We start from the raw sequence: 17,305 nt of genomic DNA, 5'->3' as shown, positions 1-17,305 counted from the left end.
GGGCGACCGCCGCCGCGACGACAGCCTGCGCCTCGGGGGTCGTCGGCAACGAGGCGGCATAGCCACCGGCGACGACGAGATGCGAGACGCGCGCCGGCTGCTCGGCCGCGAGCCGGATCGCGCTCATCGTCGTCGCCGAGATGGCGACGACAGCGGCGCGATCGACCTCGAGGCGATCGAGCACGGCAACGAAGTCGCGGTAGTAGAGATCGAAGGAGTACTGGTCCTGCGAGGTCGGCCGATCCGACCGGCCGTTGCCGCGCAGGTCCATCACCGCCACCCGGAAGTGCTGCGCCAGCCAAGGCACCACGCCTTTCATCAGGTGCGAGTTGGCGATCTGGTAGACGGGCGCGAAGACGAGCCACGGCCCGCTGTCCCCGAACTGGCCGTACCAGGTCTTCACGCCGTCGCAGGTCACGAAGCCTTCGCGAAGCGGCGCGATGGTTTCGTAGGGATAGGGGCCGGGCAAGGTGCCCGCGGGCGGCATCGGCCCTGCCGTCAGCAGCAACCGCTTGGGCAGTGCCCGGGTCTGGGGATCGGTGCTCACGAGCGCCTCCTCTTGGGCCTGGATGTGGACGTGGACTTGGGCGCGGACCTGGGCTGGGTGGGCGTGCGCCCCTCGACGCGCCGCAGCAGCGTCGCCACCGCCTCGAGCGCCTCGCGCTGATGGCCGTCCTTCTCGTCGATGCCGAGCATCATGCTGGCCTCCATGCCGGTCCAGAACCAGACGATCCAGGCCGAGATGGCCTGGGCCGACACGGGCAGGTCGAGCCCGGACCTGGCGATGAAGTCCACCACCGCGGCCTCGACCAGCCGATGCCAGCCGGAGAGCCGCGGCACGAATTCCCGGCGCAGCTCCACATCGTGGAAGCTCGCGCCCATCAGCTCCATCAACAGGCGGACGAAGCCGGAGGCGAGGTCCTCCGCGTAGAAATCGCAGGCCTGCTGCCACTGCCGGCTCGCGCTCGTCGTCGCTTCGTACATGCGGGCCTGCCGATCGAGGAGCTGCTTGTTGGCTTCGTCGAGAACCCCGAGCACCAGCTGCTGCTTGCCGCCGAAGTGGTAGCCGATCAGGGCGTGGTTCACGCCGGCAGCGCGCGCGATGTCGCGCACGTTGAGGTTCGCGTAGCCGACCTCGACGAGGCGGTCGCGCGCCGCGCGCAGGATCGCCGCCCGCGTCGTCGTGCCGTCGGCGCGCGCCGGCGCGGCAGAAGCCGGCGATTCGACGGCCGTGCGGGTCCGGGTCGTAGATTGAACGTCTGGTTTATCCACTTGTTCAATGTAGGCCGGGTGGGCGTGCCTGTCAAGCGCCGTGACGGGAACACGGCGTCGACTCCTAGAATCCGCGCCTTTCCCGCCAACCCCTCCCGCCGCATGACCTCCCCCCGCGATCGACCCTCACCGGCGTCTTCGTCGCCGCTGCGGCCGCTGCCCAACTTCATTTTCATGAGCCGGTGGCTGCAGCTGCCGCTCTACCTCGGGCTGATCCTGGCCCAGTGCGTGTACGTGTTCCATTTCTGGGTCGAGCTCGTCCACCTGGTCGAGGCCGCGTTCGGCAGCGAGGCCGCGCTGCGGGCGCTCACGCTCGGCATGGGCTACAAGTTCCCGCCCGGAGAGGTGCCGCGACTCAGCGAGACGGTCATCATGCTGGCGGTGCTGGCGCTGATCGACGTGGTCATGATCTCCAACCTGCTGATCATGGTCATCGTCGGCGGCTACGAGACCTTCGTCAGCCGCATGAAGCTCGAGGGCCATCCGGACGAGCCGGAGTGGCTGTCGCACGTCAACGCCTCCGTGCTGAAGGTAAAGCTGGCGACCGCCATCATCGGCATCAGCTCGATCCATCTGCTGAAGACCTTCATCAACGCCGACAACTACTCGGAGAAGGTGCTGCTCTGGCACACCATCATCCACATTTCATTCCTGTTCTCGGCGCTGGCCGTGGCCTATACCGACAAGATCCTCAACTCGTCGGTGCCGGCAGCGCCGGCGCACTGACGACCGGCATGCAAGGCGCGGCGAGCCGTCCGGCGCTGCGCCCGTCTCGGTAGGCTGCCTAGAATTGCCGACCCTCTTCTCGGCGGTCTCCCGTGTACAGAACGGTCAGCCTCTTCATCGCGCTATACCTCTTCTGGCTGCTGCTGTCGGGGTACTTCACGGCCTTCCTGATGGCTGCCGGCGTGGGTTCGGCGCTGGCGGTGATCTGGTTCGCCCGCCGCATGGATCTCGTCGACGGCGAGGGTCACCCGGTCCACCTGGGTCCGCGGCTGTTGCTGTACTGGCCCTGGCTGCTGAAGGAGATCGTCAAGTCGGCCTGGGACGTGAGCCTGATCATCGTTCACCCCCGGCTCCCGATCAGCCCGACCCTCGTGCGTTTCAAGCCCAGCCAGCACACCCAGGTCGGCCTCGTGATCCACGCCAACTCCATCACCCTCACGCCCGGCACCATCGCCGTCGAAGCGCAGCCCGGTGAGTTCCTGGTGCACGGCCTGACCCGCGGCGGCGCCCAGGGTACCGTCTCGAGCGAGATGGACCGCCGCGTCACAGCCTGCGAGGGGAAAGCCTAGTGTTCGCCGCCGCTGCGATAGCCCTTCTCGTCACCCTCGTCCTGGTCATGCTCCGCGGCGCTTTCGGCCCGACGGTGTTCGACCGGGCGCTGGCAGCGAACAGCGTGGGAACGGTCTCGATGCTGATGCTCGCGGTGATGGGGTTCCTAGACGAGCGGCCCGAGTTCCTGGACATCGCCATCGTCTACGGCCTGCTGAACATGATCGGCACCATCGCGGTCCTGAAGTTCTTCCGCTATGGCGACCTCTCCGGTCCGGGCGAAGCGCCCGATGCGCCGCCATGAGCCTCGCCATCGATGTCCTCAGCTGGGCGTGTCTCGTGGCCGGAGGCCTGTTCTGCATTGTCGGTGCCGTCGGCCTGCTGAGGATGCCGGACTTCTATACCCGCATGCATGCGGCCAGCGTCATCGAGACGCTCGGGGCGGGCCTGATCCTGCTCGGCCTGCTCCTGCAGGCTGGCTTCACGCTGGTCTCTGTCAAGCTCGTGATGATCGGCTTGCTGATATGTGTCGCCAGCCCGACGGCGACCCATGCCCTCGCCCGCGCCGCCCTGATCCGCGGACTGCGGCCGCTGCTCGCCCCCGAGGAGGCCAGAGCATCGAAGCCCTGATCATCAACGTGCTGCTGGTGCTGATGGTGCTGGCCGTGTGGATCATCGCGCGCAGCCTCAGCCTCTTCGGCGTGGTCATACTGAGCGGCGCGTACAGCTTCCTCATGGCGACCGTCCTGGTCGCGATGGACGCGGTCGACGTCGCCATGACCGAAGCCTCGGTCGGCGCGGGCATCTCGACCGTCCTCCTGCTCAGCGCCCTCTTCCTGTGCGATACGGAGGAGTCCAGGCCAGTGCGCAAGCCCTGGCTGCCGGCGGGGCTGGCCGCGTCGGTGGGCGCGCTCCTTGTCTACGGCACGCTCGGCCTGCCGGAGTTCTCGGACCCGAAGGCGCCCATCCACGGCCACGTCGTGCCGCGCTATCTCAACGAGTCGAAGCAGGAGGTGGCGGTACCGAACGTCGTCACCGCAGTCCTGGCCAGCTACCGCGGCTACGACACCCTGGGCGAGACGACAGTCGTGTTCACCGCCGGCGCGGGCGTGGTCGCCCTGCTGCGGCGGCGGCGCAAGGATGTGGCGCCATGAGGTACGACCTGGTCCTGCGCGTGGTGGCCAAGATGACCATCCCGTTCATCCTGCTGTTCGCCCTCTACGTCCAGTTCCACGGCGACTTCGGACCCGGCGGCGGGTTCCAGGCGGGCGTCATCCTCGCCGCGTCGGTGATCTTCTACGCCCTAATCTTCGGCTTGGCCGATTCCGCGAAGGTCGTTCCCGAGCGCCTGGTGGAGTCGATGATGGCGCTCGGCGTTCTCCTGTACGCGGGCGTCGGCGTGGCAGGGCTCCTGCTCGGCGGCAACTATCTGGATTACTTCGTACTCGACGCCGACCCGGTGACCGGTCAGCACCGCGGAATCTTCTGGGTCGAGGTGGGGGTCGCGGTCACGGTCGCCGCCGTGATGCTGAAGATCTTCTACCTGTTCGCAGGCCGCGGCAAGGTAGATGAATGATGGGCGAAGGCTCGTCGTTGACCCTCGGTGGCCACTTCACCTACTTCATCACCATCCTGCTGATGATGATGGGCCTGTTCATCGTCATCGCCCGGGGCAATCTGATCAAGAAGCTGATCGGGCTCGGCATCTTCCAGACATCGGTCTACCTGCTCTACATCGCACCGGGCAAGTTGGTCGGCGGCACGGCGCCCATCCTCAGCGACGCGTTCACCGTCTACTCCAATCCCCTGCCCCATGTCCTGATCCTCACGGCCATCGTCGTGGGCGTCGCCACGCTGGCGCTGGGTCTCGCCCTAGTGGTCCGGATCCGCGAGGCCTACGGAACCGTCGAGGAGGATGACATCCTGAGCCTGGACGCACCTGCGCCAGGCCCCCGGGAAGACCGATGAGCTGGAGCCAGCACCTGCCTGCGCTCCAGGTGGTCGTGCCGCTGATGGCGGCGCCCCTGGCTGTCCTGCTGCGGCAGCGCAACGCTGCCTTCCTGGCGGTGCTTTCGGGGAGCTGGCTGGCCCTCGCGATCTCGCTGCTGCTCTGGCTCCAGGTGGAGCGCGCCGGCACGATCTCCTATGCCATCGGCAGCTGGCCCCCGCCCTGGGGCATCGAATACCGGATCGATCGGCTGAACGCCTTCGTGCTGGTGCTCGTCTCGGGCATCGCGGCCATCGTGCTGCCGTACAGCCGCGCCAGCATCGAATCGGAAATCCCGCGCGACAAGCACTACCTTTTCTACGCGATGCTGGCTCTGTGCCTGGCCGGGCTCCTCGGCATCACGATCACGGGCGATGCGTTCAACATCTTCGTCTTCCTCGAGGTGTCGTCGCTCTCCTCGTACGTGCTCATTGCCCTCGGCAGCCACCGGCGCGCGCTGTTCGCTTCGTACCAGTACCTCATCATGGGCACCATCGGGGCGACCTTCATCGTCATCGGCATCGGCCTGCTGTACCTGATGACCGGCACGCTGAACCTGGCGGACATGGGCGAGCGCATCGGCGCCGTGCGGGGTACGCGGCCGGTGCTGGCGGCCCTGGCCTTCCTCACGGTCGGGGTCTCCCTGAAGCTGGCCCTGTTTCCTCTGCACCAGTGGCTGCCCAACGCGTACGCCTACGCACCGTCGGCCGTGTCGGCCCTTCTCGCGGCGACGGCCACCAAGGTCGCGGTCTACGTGCTCGTGCGCTTCTACTACTCGGTCTTCGGCCTGTCCCAGGTCTTCGAGCAGCTGCCCATGGGGGAGATGATGCTGCTGCTGGCGCTGGCGGGCATCTTCGCCGGCTCTGCGGTCGCCATCTACCAGGGCAATCTCAAGCGCCTGTTCGCGTACTCGAGCGTGGCCCAGATCGGCTACATCATCCTCGGCCTGTCCTTCGGCTCCGCGACGGGGCTGACCGCCACCATCGTTCACCTCTTCAACCACGGCATCACGAAGGGCGCGGTCTTCATGCTCCTCGGGGGAGTCGCCTTGTCGATGGGCGGCGTCACGCTGCAGCAGGTGCGGGGAATGGGCCGTCGCATGCCGCTGACCAGCCTGGGCCTGACGCTCTGCGGCCTGTCCCTGATCGGGATTCCGGGCACGGCCGGTTTCATCAGCAAGTGGTACCTGATCCTCGCGGCGCTCGAGAAGGGCCAGTGGGCCCTCGTGGCCCTGATCGTGCTGTCGTCGCTGCTGGCGGTGGCCTACGTCTGGCGATTCATCGAAGCGGCCTACTTCCATGAGCCCGCCGACAACCTCCGGCCGCGCCTCGAGGCGCCGGTGTCGATGCTCGTGCCCGCGTGGCTGCTGGTCGGGGCCACGATCTACTTCGGCCTGGACACGTCCTTCACGGTCGGCTCCGCCTCCCGTGCCGCAGGGATGCTGATGTCGGGCCTGCGCTGATGCACCCCGAGGCGTTGATCGTCGCGAGCTTGCTGGTGCCGATCGGCGGCGCCGTGCTCATCGCCCTCGCAGGCCGCTGGCCCGACGTGCGCGAGGCCGTCACTCTCGTCACCGCCTCGATCCTGCTGCTCTGCACCGTCGCCCTGCTGCCGGGGGTCCTCGCCGGCGCGCGGCCTGGCCTGCGCCTGACGGGGATCGTCCCGGGCCTCGAGCTCGCCTTCGAGGTCGAGCCGCTGGGCATGCTGTTCGCGCTGGTCGCCGCCGGCCTGTGGATCGTCACCTCGATCTATTCCATCGGCTACATGCGGGGCAACGACGAAGCGCACCAGACGCGGTTCTACGTCTGCTTCGCACTGGCGCTGGCGGCGACGATGGGAATCGCCTTCGCGGCCAACATGTTCACGCTGTTCGTCTTCTACGAGCTGCTGACCCTCATCACCTACCCGCTGGTGACCCATCACGGCACCGACGAGTCACGGCGCGGCGGCCGCGTGTACCTGGGGCTGCTGCTGGGCACCTCTCTCGTCTTCCTGCTGCCGGCCATCGCGATCACCTGGTTCGTCGCCGGCACGACCGACTTCAAGGCCGGCGGCATCCTCGCCGGCAAGCTGGCTCCGCTCGGCCTGGGCGGCCTGCTTGCGCTCTACATGTTCGGCATCGGCAAGGCCGCCCTGATGCCGTTCCACCGCTGGCTGCCGTCGGCGATGGTCGCGCCGACGCCGGTGTCGGCATTGCTCCACGCGGTGGCGGTCGTCAAGGCCGGGGTGTTCAGCGTCGTCAAGGTCGTGACCTACCTGTTCGGGATCGATGCCCTGCGCGGCCACGACGCCACGGGCTGGCTCGTCGCCGTCGCCGGATTCACGATCGTGGCGGCGTCGATCGTCGCGCTGAAGTCGGACAACCTGAAGCGCCGGCTCGCCTATTCGACCGTGAGCCAGCTGTCCTACGTCGTGCTGGCGACCGCGCTGCTGGCCCCGTTGTCCATCATCGGCGCGGTGCTGCACATCGCCGCGCATGCGGTCGGCAAGATCACCCTCTTCTTCGCCGCCGGCGCCATCTACACCGCCGCGCACAAAACCGAGGTCAGCCAGCTCGACGGCATCGGCCGCCGGATGCCCTGGACCATGGCGGCCTTCGCCATCGGCGCGCTGTCGATGATCGGGCTGCCGCCGACCGCCGGCTTCATCTCCAAGTGGTACATGCTGTCCGGGGCGTTCGCCGGCTTGAACTGGCTGGCGTTGACCGTCATCGTCGGCAGCACGCTGCTGAACGCCGGCTACTTCCTGCCCGTGGTCTATCGCGCATTCTTCCGGGCGCCGGCAGACGCCGGCGCTCTGCACGGCGAGGCGCCCTGGCCCATGGTGCTGGCGCTGCTAGCGACGGCCGCGGCGACCGTGCTGCTGTTCTTCCTCCCCGACGTGCCGCTGGCGCTCGCCCGGCAGATGCTGGCCCCGGAGTGACCATGGACAAGAAGCACTGGCTCGACGATCCCCGCCACGTGAAGCGGCTCTGGCGCGTGTTTCTGGCCGTGCTGGCCGTCACCGTCGTGGCCGAGCTCGCCGTCCGGTTGCACCCGCATTTCGCGATCGAGTCGCTGTTCGCCTTCAACGCCTGGTTCGGCTTCCTCGCCTGCGCGGCGATGATCGCCGTGGCCAAGGGCCTCGGGCTCCTGCTCAAGCGCCCGGACACGTACTACGAGCGGCACGATGAGTGACCTGATCGTGCATCCGGGCCTGGTGCTCGTCGCCGGAGCGCTGGTCGTTCCCTGGCTGCGCGGCTGGCAGCGCACGGCGCTGGTCCTGGGCCTGCCGCTGCTGGCGCTCGCTCTGGTCTGGCAGGTGCCGGACGGGCCGGCATGGCAGACGCGTTTCCTCGACTACACCCTGACGCCCGTGCAGGGCGACAAGCTGTCGCGCCTCTTCGCCACCATCTTCGCGCTGATGGCCTTCGCCGGCGGCATGTTCGCCTTGAGCCAGAAGAGCCGGCTCGAGATCCCCGCGGCCTTCGTCTACGCCGGCGCCGCGATCGGCGTGACCTTCGCCGGCGACCTCGTCACCGTGTTCGTGTTCTGGGAAATCATGGCCGTGGGCTCGACCCTGGTGCTCTGGAGCGCCGGCACGCGCGAGTCGTATCGGGCCAGCCTGCGCTATTTGATGATCCACCTGCTGGGCGGCATGGTCCTGTTCGCCGGCGTGACCGGGCACATCGCCCAGAGCGGCAGCGTCGAGTTCACCCGGATGGCGCTGGACTCGCCGGCCCACTGGCTGATCCTCATCGGCTTCCTCGTCAATGCGGGAGCGCCGCCGCTGTCGGCCTGGCTCCCCGACGCCTACCCGGAGGCGTCGTGGAGCGGGACCGTGTTCCTCTCGGCGTTCACGACCAAGACGGCGGTGTACGTGCTGATCCGCGGCTTCCCGGGCACCGAGCTCCTGGTCTGGATCGGCCTGTTCATGGTGTTCTACGGCATCGTCTACGCGCTGCTGGAGAACGACATGCGGCGCATCCTCGCCTATTCGATCGTGAACCAGGTCGGCTTCATGGTCGTGGGCATCGGCATCGGCACGGAGATGGCGCTCAATGGCGCCGCCGCCCATGCCTTCACGCACATCATCTACAAGGCCTTGCTGCTGATGTCGGCCGGCTCGGTTCTCCTGATGACGAGCCGGCGCAAGTGCAGCGAGCTCGGCGGGCTCTTCCACAGCATGCCGGTCTCGACGGTCTGCGGCATCATCGGCGCGCTCGCCATCTCGTCGTTTCCGCTCACCTCGGGATTCATCTCCAAGTCGATGGTGTCGCAGTCGGCAGCGGACGGCGGCCTGCTGGCGGTCTGGCTGCTGCTCACGGCGGCGTCGGCCGGCGTCTTCCTGCATGCCGGCATCAAGTTCCCCTGGTTCGTCTTCTTCCAGTCGGACTCCGGCCTACGTCCGAGCGACCCGCCACGCAGCATGTGCTGGGCGATGATCTTGCTTGCCTTCCTGTGCATCGCAATGGGGCTGTGGGCCGAGCCCTTGTACCGGCTGCTGCCGCACGAGGTGAAGTACGAGCCTTACACGGCGCCCCACGTCCTGGCGCAGCTGCAGCTTCTTCTCTTCTCGGGACTGGCGTTCTTCGTCCTGCTGCCGTATCTCAAGCGAACGCTGACGCTCACCCTGGATGTCGACTGGTTCTGGCGCTGGCTGTTTCCCGGTCTCGTGACGGCCATCGAGCGTGCGATCGGCGCCCTTCGCGCGACGCTTGCCCCCACCGTGCGCAGTGCCGGCCTCGCAACGCGCGGGTTCGCCCGCGGCTACCTGGGTTCCGACAGTCGGCTGGCGCGGACGTGGTCGATCCGAGCAATGGCGGTATGGGTGCTCGTCCTGATGATGGGCTACCTGGTCCTGTACTTCCTCTGAGCGCCGCGCGCGCCCTCCTGGAGCCACTTCCGATGCCGACCACCCTCCGCCACGCCGACTTCGTCGAGAGCATCGCTGCCGCGCTGCAGTACATCAGCTACTACCACCCGGCCGACTACATCGCCCACTTGGCCCGCGCCTACGAGCTCGAGCAGGCACCGGCGGCGAAGGACGCGATCGCGCAGATCCTCACCAACTCGAAGATGTGCGCCGAGGGCCGGCGGCCGATCTGCCAGGACACCGGCATCGTCAACGTCTTCCTCGAGATCGGCATGGAGGTCCGCTTCGAGGGGTTCCCGGCCGGCGTCCAGGAGGCCGTCGACGAGGGCGTGCGCCAGGGCTACGCGCACGCCGACAACACCTTGCGCGCCTCCATCGTCGCCGACCCGCAGTTCGAGCGCAGGAACACGCTCGACAACACGCCGGCCGTGGTGCACATGACGCTGGTCGCCGGTGACAAGGTCGACGTGACCGTCGCCGCCAAGGGCGGCGGCAGCGAGAACAAGAGCAAGCTCGTGATGATGAATCCGGGCGACGACGTGGTCGAGTGGGTCCTGAAGACGGTGCCGACCATGGGTGCCGGCTGGTGCCCGCCCGGCATGCTCGGAATCGGCATCGGCGGCACGGCCGAGCGCGCCGTCCTGCTCGCCAAGCAAAGCCTCATGGAAGACATCGACATGCACGAGCTGAAGGCGCGCGGTCCGCGCGACCGGACCGAGGCGATGCGCATCGAGCTGTGCGACAAGGTCAACGCCCTCGGCATCGGCGCCCAGGGCCTCGGCGGCCTGACGACCGTGCTCGACGTCAAGATCCGGATGGCGCCGACGCACGCGGCGTCGAAGCCGGTGGCGATGATCCCCAACTGCGCGGCGACCCGGCACGCCCACTTCGTGCTCGACGGCTCCGGTCCGGCGTACCTCGAGCCGCCGAGCCTCGACCTCTGGCCCGACGTGCGCTGGGCACCCGACTACAACCGGTCGAGGAAGGTCGACCTCGACACCCTCACCCGCGAGCAGGTGGCGTCGTGGCAACCGGGCGAGACGCTGCTCCTGTCCGGGACGATGCTGACCGGTCGCGACGCCGCGCACCAGCGCATTCGCGACATGCTCGGCCGCGGCGAGCCGCTGCCGGTCGCCTTCGCCAACCGCGTCATCTACTACGTCGGCCCGGTCGACCCGGTGCGCGACGAGGCCGTTGGGCCGGCGGGGCCGACGACCTCGACGCGGATGGACAAGTACACCGAGATGATGCTGGGCCAGACCGGGCTCATCGCCATGATCGGCAAGGCCGAGCGCGGCCCCGTCGCGATCGACGCCATCCGCAGGCACCGCAGCGCCTACCTCATGGCCGTCGGCGGCGCGGCGTATCTCGTCTCGAAGGCGATCCGCCACGCGGAGGTGGTCGCCTTCGCCGACCTCGGCATGGAGGCGATCTACGAGTTCACCGTTGCCGACATGCCGGTGACGGTGGCGGTCGACGCCAACGGCAGCTCGGTGCACGAGACCGGGCCGGCGGCGTGGAAGTCGCGCATCGCCGGCATCCCGGTCGCGATCGCCTGATCGGTCCTGCGACCAGTCGGCTCAGGGCCGCGCCTGCCGGCCGTTCATCGAAACGCCGGTCAGCGCGGCCGTCAGCGGCGCCTCCGCGCAGAGGAGCTGCGATGGCCGCTCGGGGTCGTCTGCATCGGTGACCGCCATCAGGTGCAGCACGCCGCCCTCGCCCACGCCGCCGGCGAGGCCCTCGATCTTCGGTGACCCGTCGAGCACGTGCATGCGGCCGAGCACGCCGTCGGCACCGACGAAGCCGATCACCGAGCCTGCGCACGGGCCGTCGACGACGCTGTCGTCGGTCGCTTCGGCGACGGCGCTGAACACCCACGCGCCGCCGGGCAAGGGAGCCGCGTCGGTGAAGCCGAGCGGCACGCCGGCGATCGCGCCGAGGCAATGGCGAGCGACCGAGCGCGGCCGAGGCGGCACGCCCTGCGGCGTGGCGAGCCAGTCGAGAAAGGCTTCGGCGTCGAACGTGACCGCCGCGTTGATGCCGCCCGCATCGTTGCCCCGCTGCAGCAGGCGCAATCCCCCGGCGTCGACGAAGCCGCCCTCGATGTTGAGGGTGACAAAGGCATCGACGAGCGGCCGGTAGAGTGGGGCCAGGTCGATGAGTTGCGGGGCACCGGACGGCATGCCGTCGGCCCCGAGCGGCATCAGCACGCCGCGTTTCCGGTTCGGCCGCGCGCCCGAGCCGAGTCCGAGCAAGGCGCCGCCCGGCCACGCGGGCCGCGGCGGCAAGCCGAGCAAGGTCTCGAGATCGGGCTTCAGCGCCTTGCGCTTCTTCTTCGGCCGGGGCAGGTCGCCTGCGAACACGCGCAGCAGCCGGACCGGCTCGCGGTCGTCGCTGCCGAAGCTGCCGAGGTGGTGCTCGTCGTCGGCGACGACGTAGCAACGCGGCCCGGCGCGCACCAGCGCGCTCGCGGCGCTGAGATGCGCCTGGCCGCGCGGATGCCGGCGCGGGTCGACGTCGAGGTCGCGCCGATGGCGCAGGTTCAGCACGCGGCCCCCCGACACGTCAGCCCTTGCCATTCGGGTAAGCCTGCAAGCTCATGCCGACGAGCCGCGAGACGACGGCGGCGAGATACATCACACCCGTGAACATCTCGATGGCGGCGACGCCTCGCGCCGGCCCGCTCATCGGCAGGACGTCGCCCATCCCGGTGCTGGACAGGAGCGCGAAGCTCAGATGCATGAGCTCGGTCCAGGTCCGTGGCGAATCGCCGCGCAGGGCGCCTCCGAACGAGCCCGGCTGTACCGCCTGGATCATCAGGAACAGATAGGCGAAAGCCCAGGCGAGGAGGGTGAAGGTCGCTCCGGCAGCGAATAGCTCGTCTGTCGTTGCGTGGCGGTCCGCGAGCATGTAGGCGATGAGGCTCCCCGCGGCGTAGAAGTAGAACAAGGACTCCAGTCCCGCCGACCAGGCGGTCAGCTGCGGCCACGTGAAGCGCATCTGCAGCAGCAGCAGAGCGATGGCCGGCAAGGCGATGCCCATGCCCAGCCAGGTGACGAACGGGGTCTGGCGGACCATCCGCAGGGTGAGGATGAGGACGAGGATGCCGAAGATGCCGAGGGCGATGCGTCCGGCCTCGGTGTCCTCGAAGAACGGGTACAGCAGCAGCGCGAGGAGCTGCGCGACCAGGAGGATGGCCGACGGATTGCGACGCAGGTGAACCAGCAGTCGAAGGCGATTCATCGGCGGGCCGCGCTCCTCGACATCTCGAGCAGGCTGGCGTCGTCGCTGTCGGCATAGCCGGCCGCACACGCCTGCGCGAAGGCCGTCTCGGCCTGGGCGCCGAGCGCCGGCAGGAAGCCTTTCTCGGCGGCCATGGCCAGGGCAAGGCGGGCGTCCTTGGCGAGGAGGCTCGTGTGCGCGTGCGGCACGTGGTCGCCGGCGAGGGCCCGGTGCATGCGGTCGCTGCCGATCCAGCTCTGCCCGCTCGACTGCTCGATCACCGCGAGGGTGCGGCGAAGGTCGAGGCCCACGCGTTCGGCCAGGGCGAGCGCCTCGGCCATGCCGGCCAGGTTGATCGCCGCCAGCAGGTTGTTGACGAGCTTGGTGCGGGCGCCGTCGCCGGGGCGCACGCCGACGCGAAAGAGCCGGGTCGACAGCGCTTCGAGGAGCGGTCGATGTCGATCGAAGACCGCGTCGGCGCAGGCCACCATCAGGCTCATGCTGCCGTCGCGGGCGCGCGCCGGGCCGCCCGACATCGGCGCGTCGATGCAGTCGATGCCGTGCCCCGCCAGTCGCGCCGCCAGCCGCTCCGTGCGGTCGGGGCCCAGGGTCGGGCACAGCATCAGGCAGCCGCCCGGCCCCATCGCGGCGGCGGCGCCGCCGTCCCCGAACAGCACCTCCTCCGTCTGCGCCGCATCGACGACCGCGACGATGAGCAGCCCGCAGCACGCGGCCAGCGCCGCGGCCGAGGCGCCGACCCGGGCACCGTGCTGCTGCGCCGCGGCCTCGCGTCCCGCGTCGAGGTCGCGGACGTGGACGTGGTGGCCGCGCTCGAGCAGGCGCAGCGCCATCGCGCCGCCCATGTTGCCGACGCCGACGATGCCGATGGAGGTTGCATGCATCGCCGCATTCTGCAAGCAGGCGCGCCGGCCCGGCTGCGGGTCTCCCCGCCCGGACCCTAGCCGCGCGGGTGGTGCGTGGCGTGCAGCTGCTTCAGGCGCTCGCGGGCGACGTGGGTGTAGATCGTCGTCGTCGAGATGTCGGCGTGGCCGAGCAGCATCTGCACCGCGCGCAGGTCGGCGCCGTGGTTGAGCAGGTGCGTGGCGAAGGCATGGCGCAGCGTGTGCGGCGAGAGCGGCGCGACGATGCCGGCGCGCAGGGCGTGCGCCTTGACCAGCTTCCAGAACATCTGCCTCGTCATCGGCCCGCCGCGCGCGGTGACGAAGAGCGCCTCGCTGGATTGCCCGGACAGGATGGCCGCGCGCGCCTCGGCGAGGTAGCGCTGCAGCCAGGCCAGCGCTTCCTCGCCGAAGGGAACCAGGCGCTCCTTCGCACCCTTGCCCGTGATGCGCAGGGCGCACTCGACGAAGCTGACGTTCACTGTCCTCAGGCCGACCAGCTCGCTGACGCGCAGGCCGCTGGCGTAAAGCAGCTCGAGCATGGCACGGTCGCGCAGGCCGAGCGACTGGGCCACGTCGGGCGCGCCGAGCAGCGCCTCGACCTGGGCCTCGCTCAGCGTCTTCGGCACCCGCAGCGGCTGCCGGGCCGCATCGAGCCGCAGGGTCGGGTCGGCGTCGACGAGGCGCTCGCGCAGGCCCCAGCGGAAGAAGCGCCTGAATACCGTCAGGCGCCGGTTCGTGCTCGTCGCGGCGCTGCCGGCGTGGCGTGCCATGGCGTACTCGCGCAGGTCGGACTCGCTCGTCGACAGCAAGGGTCGCGCGCCGCGGCCGCCCAGCCAGCGCGAGAACAGGGTCAGGTCGCGCCGATACGCGGCCAGGCTGTTCGCGGCCAGCCCTTCCTCGATCCACAGGGCGTCGATGAAGCGATCGATCGCCTCGGCGCTCGCCGGCGGCAGGGAGGCAAGGTCGACTGCCAACGCGCGGCGCCGTCGCGGCCTACTCGAGCTTCAGCTTCTGCGCCGCGACGACCTTCTTGTAGACATCGAACTCGGCCGTGACCTGGGCCGCGAACTGCTCGGGTGTGTTGCCGATGACGAACGAGCCGGTCTCCTCGATGCGCTTTCGCACCGTCGGATCTTCGAGCGTCTTGCGGACAGCGCCGTGCACCTTGTCGATGATCTCGCGCGGCAGACCCTTGGGCCCGTGGATGCCGTAGTACGCCATCCGGTTGACCGGCTCGAGCCCCACTTCCTTGAAGGTCGGCACGTTCGGCAGTGCCACCAGTCGCTCCGGCGCGGCGACGACGATGGCGATCAGCCGGCCGTCCTTGATGAAGGGCAGCGCCGAGGGAATGTTGTCGAAGATCATCGGCACCTGGCCGGCCACCGTGTCGTTGAGGGCGGGCCCGGCGCCGCGGTACGGGATGTGGGTGACGAAGGTGCCCGACAGGCTCTTGAACAGCTCCATCTGCAGGTGGCCGATGCCGCCCGTGCCCGAGCTCGCGTAGGAATACTTGCCGGGGTTCTTCTTCAGCTCGGCGAGGAAGCCCTTGTAGTCGCGGGCCGGGAAGCTCGGGTGCACGGCGATGATGTTCGGCGTCGCCGCGACGTTGATGATGGGCGTGAAGTCGGTGATCGGGTTGTAGGCGATCTTCGGGTTGATGGCCGGGTTCGCGGCGGTGGTCGAGACCGTCGCCATGCCGAGGGTGTAGCCGTCGGGCGCGGCGCGCACGATCTCGAGCGCGCCGATCGATCCGCCACCGCCGCCCTTGTTGTCGACGATCATGGTCTGGCCGAGCGGCGCGTTGATCTTCTCGGCGAGGACGCGGGCGATGATGTCGGTGGTGCCGCCCGGAGCGAACGGGACGACGAGTCGCACCGGCTTGCTCGGGTAGGCCTGGGCCCAGGCCGGGGCCTGGGCTGCCGCGAGCAGCACGGTGGCCCCCGCGACGAGGGCGTTGCGGCGTTTCAGCATCTTCGATGTCTCCAGAGTAGGCAGGGCGAGCGGACGGTGCTCGTCGACGGTGGAGAACTCTATCGAAAGGAACCTGCCTGCGCCGGGGCAGGGACTCGGTCCCCGGTACATCGGCGGCCGCCCTGGCCACGCCGGAGCCCGCCATCGCGGCGCCCGCTGGCACACTCGACCCGATGTCGATCTCGCTGGCGCTGCTCCCCGATTTCCTGCTGATCCTGCTCGGCTGGCTGCTCTGCCGGAACACCGCGCTGAACCGGCCGCTGTGGGAGGGCGTCGAGCGGCTCGTCTACTACCTGCTGTTCCCGGTCCTGCTCTTCAACTCGATCCTGCGCACGCCGCTGCAGCCGGCGCAGACGGCCGGCCTGGCCCTGGCCGGCGTCGGCGTGGTCGCGCTCGGCATCGTCCTGGCCCTGGCCCTCGGGCGCTGGCCAGGCGTGGATGCGCGGCTGCACGCCTCGGGCGCGCAGATCGCATACCGCTTCAACTCCTACGTCGCGCTCGCGCTCTCGGAACGGCTGTTCGGCGCGCAGGGGCTGGCCTGGATGGCGCTGCTGATCGCCCTCAGCGTGCCGCTCTGCAACGTCGCCGCGGTCTGGCCGCTGGCCCGCCACGGCGGCCACTCGTACCTGCGCGAAATCGCCCGCAATCCGCTGATCCTCGGCACCGCCGCCGGGCTGGCCGCCAATGGCCTCGGCCTGGTCCTGCCGGAGGCCGTCTCGACGACGCTGCAGCGGATCGGCCTGGCCGCCCTGCCCCTGGGCCTCATGGCCGTCGGCGCCGGGCTCACCTTCGGCGCGATCCGCTCGTCGCCGGGCCTGGCCGCGGCCCTGCTCGCGATCCGCCACGCGGTCCTGCCCGCAGCGGCGCTGGTCGCCGTGGCCGTGCTCGTGCTGTCGCCCGAGCAGGCGAGCATCGTCGTCCTCTTCGCCGCCCTGCCGACCGCCTCCAGCGCCTACGTGCTGGCCGCGCGCATGGGCGGCGACGGCGTCTTCGTCGCCGGCCTGGTGACCGTGTCGACGCTGCTCGGCATGCTCGGCGTGCCGCTCTGGCTCAGCGTGCAGCAGGCACTGCGCTGATCGACGGCTCCGCACCGACCGGTTCCGGCGACTGGGCCCGGGCCCAGTCGATGTGCTCGCGGACCAGCGGCGTGGCCACCTCGCGGCGGCTCCGCAGCGCGGCGCTCGTTGCTTCGGCGCCTGCCGCGCGCAGGGCGTTGCCGAGCGCCACGGCGATGTTGCGCTGCCAGCGCTCGAAGCCGATGCGGCGGATCGCGCTGCCCTGGGTGCGGCGCAGGAACTCGGCCTCGTCCCAGGCCCAGAGCTCGAGCAGAGACGGCTCGATGAACCCCGGCCGGGCGTCGAAGTCGGCGAGCGGGCTGCGCTGTGCGTACTTGTTCCACGGACAGACGAGCTGGCAGTCGTCGCAGCCGTAGATCCGGTTGCCGATCGCGGCGCGGAACTCCTCGGGAATCGCCTCCTTCAGCTCGATCGTCAGGTAGGAGATGCAGCGCCGCGCATCGAGCCGGTACGGGCCGACGATCGCCCCGGTCGGGCAGACGTCGATGCAGGCGCTGCAGCTGCCGCAGTGGGCCTCGACCGGTGGCGTCGGCGGCAGGGCCAGATCGACATAGATCTCGCCGAGGAAGAACATCGAGCCGGCCTGCCGGTCGAGGGCCAGCGTGTGCTTGCCGCGCCAGCCCAGACCGCTGCGCGCGGCGAGCTCGACCTCGAGCACCGGCGCCGAGTCGGTGAACACGCGGTGACCGAAGGGGCCGATCTCGGCGGCCAGCTGGTCGGCCAGGGTTTGCAGGCGCCCGCGCAGC

21 protein-coding genes are annotated in these 17,305 nt (G+C 69.4%); 13 read left to right on the top strand and 8 right to left on the bottom strand.

All coding sequences use genetic code 11. The features are described 5' to 3' along the window. Window positions 1-547, bottom strand: a 547-nt coding sequence (locus tag AC30N0_RS16815; protein ID WP_489519045.1) for an alpha/beta fold hydrolase, incomplete at its 3' end; no start/stop codon positions are given. After that, window positions 544-1,272 (bottom strand): TetR/AcrR family transcriptional regulator, encoded by a 729-nt coding sequence (locus AC30N0_RS16810; RefSeq protein WP_489519044.1) that lies wholly within the window; start codon window positions 1,270-1,272, stop codon window positions 544-546. The genes AC30N0_RS16815 and AC30N0_RS16810, both read right to left, overlap by 4 nt. Before the next feature lie 102 nt (window positions 1,273-1,374). Between AC30N0_RS16810 and AC30N0_RS16805 the strand changes: the two genes are divergently transcribed. The 12 genes from AC30N0_RS16805 to AC30N0_RS16750 all read left to right on the top strand — a co-directional run bounded on the left by AC30N0_RS16805 (window position 1,375) and on the right by AC30N0_RS16750 (window position 10,947). After that, on the top strand, window positions 1,375-1,998 hold the full coding sequence (locus AC30N0_RS16805; protein WP_489519043.1) for a TIGR00645 family protein: 624 nt from the start codon (window positions 1,375-1,377) through the stop codon (window positions 1,996-1,998). Between the two features lie 92 nt (window positions 1,999-2,090). Next, window positions 2,091-2,567 carry a Na+/H+ antiporter subunit E gene (locus AC30N0_RS16800; RefSeq protein WP_489519042.1) on the top strand — a complete coding sequence of 159 codons (477 nt, stop codon included), beginning with the start codon at window positions 2,091-2,093 and terminating at the stop codon, window positions 2,565-2,567. Further along, on the top strand, window positions 2,567-2,851 hold the full coding sequence (locus tag AC30N0_RS16795; protein WP_489519041.1) for an MrpF/PhaF family protein: 285 nt from the start codon (window positions 2,567-2,569) through the stop codon (window positions 2,849-2,851). The genes AC30N0_RS16800 and AC30N0_RS16795 overlap by 1 nt, the downstream gene beginning before the upstream one ends. Continuing rightward, window positions 2,848-3,177, top strand: a complete 330-nt coding sequence (gene mnhG / locus AC30N0_RS16790) for a monovalent cation/H(+) antiporter subunit G (RefSeq protein WP_489519040.1) — start codon at window positions 2,848-2,850, stop codon at window positions 3,175-3,177. Before AC30N0_RS16795 ends, mnhG begins: the two co-directional genes overlap by 4 nt. Window positions 3,178-3,185: 8 nt before the next feature. Beyond that, window positions 3,186-3,701, top strand: a complete 516-nt coding sequence (locus tag AC30N0_RS16785; protein ID WP_489519039.1) for a DUF4040 domain-containing protein — start codon at window positions 3,186-3,188, stop codon at window positions 3,699-3,701. Beyond that, window positions 3,698-4,123 (top strand): Na(+)/H(+) antiporter subunit B, encoded by a 426-nt coding sequence (locus AC30N0_RS16780; RefSeq protein ID WP_489519038.1) that lies wholly within the window; start codon window positions 3,698-3,700, stop codon window positions 4,121-4,123. Before AC30N0_RS16785 ends, AC30N0_RS16780 begins: the two co-directional genes overlap by 4 nt. A gap of 17 nt (window positions 4,124-4,140) precedes the next feature. After that, window positions 4,141-4,515, top strand: coding sequence for a cation:proton antiporter subunit C (locus AC30N0_RS16775; RefSeq protein ID WP_489519037.1), 375 nt, complete (start codon window positions 4,141-4,143; stop codon window positions 4,513-4,515). Beyond that, window positions 4,512-5,996, top strand: a complete 1,485-nt coding sequence (locus tag AC30N0_RS16770; protein ID WP_489519036.1) for a monovalent cation/H+ antiporter subunit D family protein — start codon at window positions 4,512-4,514, stop codon at window positions 5,994-5,996. Before AC30N0_RS16775 ends, AC30N0_RS16770 begins: the two co-directional genes overlap by 4 nt. Before the next feature lie 14 nt (window positions 5,997-6,010). Further along, on the top strand, window positions 6,011-7,456 hold the full coding sequence (locus tag AC30N0_RS16765) for a monovalent cation/H+ antiporter subunit D family protein (protein ID WP_489519035.1): 1,446 nt from the start codon (window positions 6,011-6,013) through the stop codon (window positions 7,454-7,456). 2 nt (window positions 7,457-7,458) lie between these two features. Beyond that, complete coding sequence (locus AC30N0_RS16760) at window positions 7,459-7,710, top strand: hypothetical protein (protein WP_489519034.1); 252 nt, start codon at window positions 7,459-7,461, stop codon at window positions 7,708-7,710. Then, window positions 7,703-9,388, top strand: coding sequence for a Na(+)/H(+) antiporter subunit D (locus AC30N0_RS16755; RefSeq protein WP_489519033.1), 1,686 nt, complete (start codon window positions 7,703-7,705; stop codon window positions 9,386-9,388). Before AC30N0_RS16760 ends, AC30N0_RS16755 begins: the two co-directional genes overlap by 8 nt. A 32-nt stretch (window positions 9,389-9,420) precedes the next feature. Beyond that, complete coding sequence (locus AC30N0_RS16750) at window positions 9,421-10,947, top strand: fumarate hydratase (protein WP_489519032.1); 1,527 nt, start codon at window positions 9,421-9,423, stop codon at window positions 10,945-10,947. A 21-nt stretch (window positions 10,948-10,968) separates the two neighbouring features. Here the strand turns inward: AC30N0_RS16750 and AC30N0_RS16745 are convergent, their stop codons facing one another. The 5 genes from AC30N0_RS16745 to AC30N0_RS16725 are packed head-to-tail and all read right to left on the bottom strand — an operon-like array spanning window position 10,969 to window position 15,483. Then, on the bottom strand, window positions 10,969-11,967 hold the full coding sequence (locus AC30N0_RS16745) for a DUF6929 family protein (protein ID WP_489519031.1): 999 nt from the start codon (window positions 11,965-11,967) through the stop codon (window positions 10,969-10,971). After that, complete coding sequence (locus tag AC30N0_RS16740) at window positions 11,954-12,631, bottom strand: ion channel (protein WP_489519030.1); 678 nt, start codon at window positions 12,629-12,631, stop codon at window positions 11,954-11,956. Before AC30N0_RS16740 ends, AC30N0_RS16745 begins: the two co-directional genes overlap by 14 nt. Next, the gene (locus AC30N0_RS16735) at window positions 12,628-13,512 is read right to left on the bottom strand and encodes an NAD(P)-dependent oxidoreductase (protein ID WP_489519029.1); all 885 of its coding nucleotides are present in this window, start codon (window positions 13,510-13,512) and stop codon (window positions 12,628-12,630) included. The genes AC30N0_RS16740 and AC30N0_RS16735 overlap by 4 nt, the downstream gene beginning before the upstream one ends. Window positions 13,513-13,568: 56 nt before the next feature. After that, entirely contained in the window at window positions 13,569-14,486 is a 918-nt protein-coding gene (xerD, locus tag AC30N0_RS16730) for a site-specific tyrosine recombinase XerD (protein WP_489519028.1), read from the bottom strand. Between the two features lie 19 nt (window positions 14,487-14,505). Then, complete coding sequence (locus tag AC30N0_RS16725; protein ID WP_489519027.1) at window positions 14,506-15,483, bottom strand: tripartite tricarboxylate transporter substrate binding protein BugE; 978 nt, start codon at window positions 15,481-15,483, stop codon at window positions 14,506-14,508. Between the two features lie 173 nt (window positions 15,484-15,656). On the opposite strand from AC30N0_RS16725, the gene AC30N0_RS16720 reads away from it, so the two are divergent. Next, on the top strand, window positions 15,657-16,559 hold the full coding sequence (locus tag AC30N0_RS16720) for an AEC family transporter (protein WP_489519026.1): 903 nt from the start codon (window positions 15,657-15,659) through the stop codon (window positions 16,557-16,559). Here AC30N0_RS16720 and queG read toward each other — a convergent pair. Then, window positions 16,534-17,305, bottom strand: a 772-nt coding sequence (gene queG / locus AC30N0_RS16715) for a tRNA epoxyqueuosine(34) reductase QueG (RefSeq protein WP_489519025.1), incomplete at its 5' end; no start/stop codon positions are given. The two genes, AC30N0_RS16720 and queG, sit on opposite strands and share 26 nt — an antisense overlap.

The sequence above is a fragment of the Rhizobacter sp. genome, assembly GCF_031412495.1.
Lineage (GTDB): Bacteria > Pseudomonadota > Gammaproteobacteria > Burkholderiales > Burkholderiaceae_C > Schlegelella_A.
This window is presented reverse-complemented; position numbering and strand designations above follow the sequence as displayed.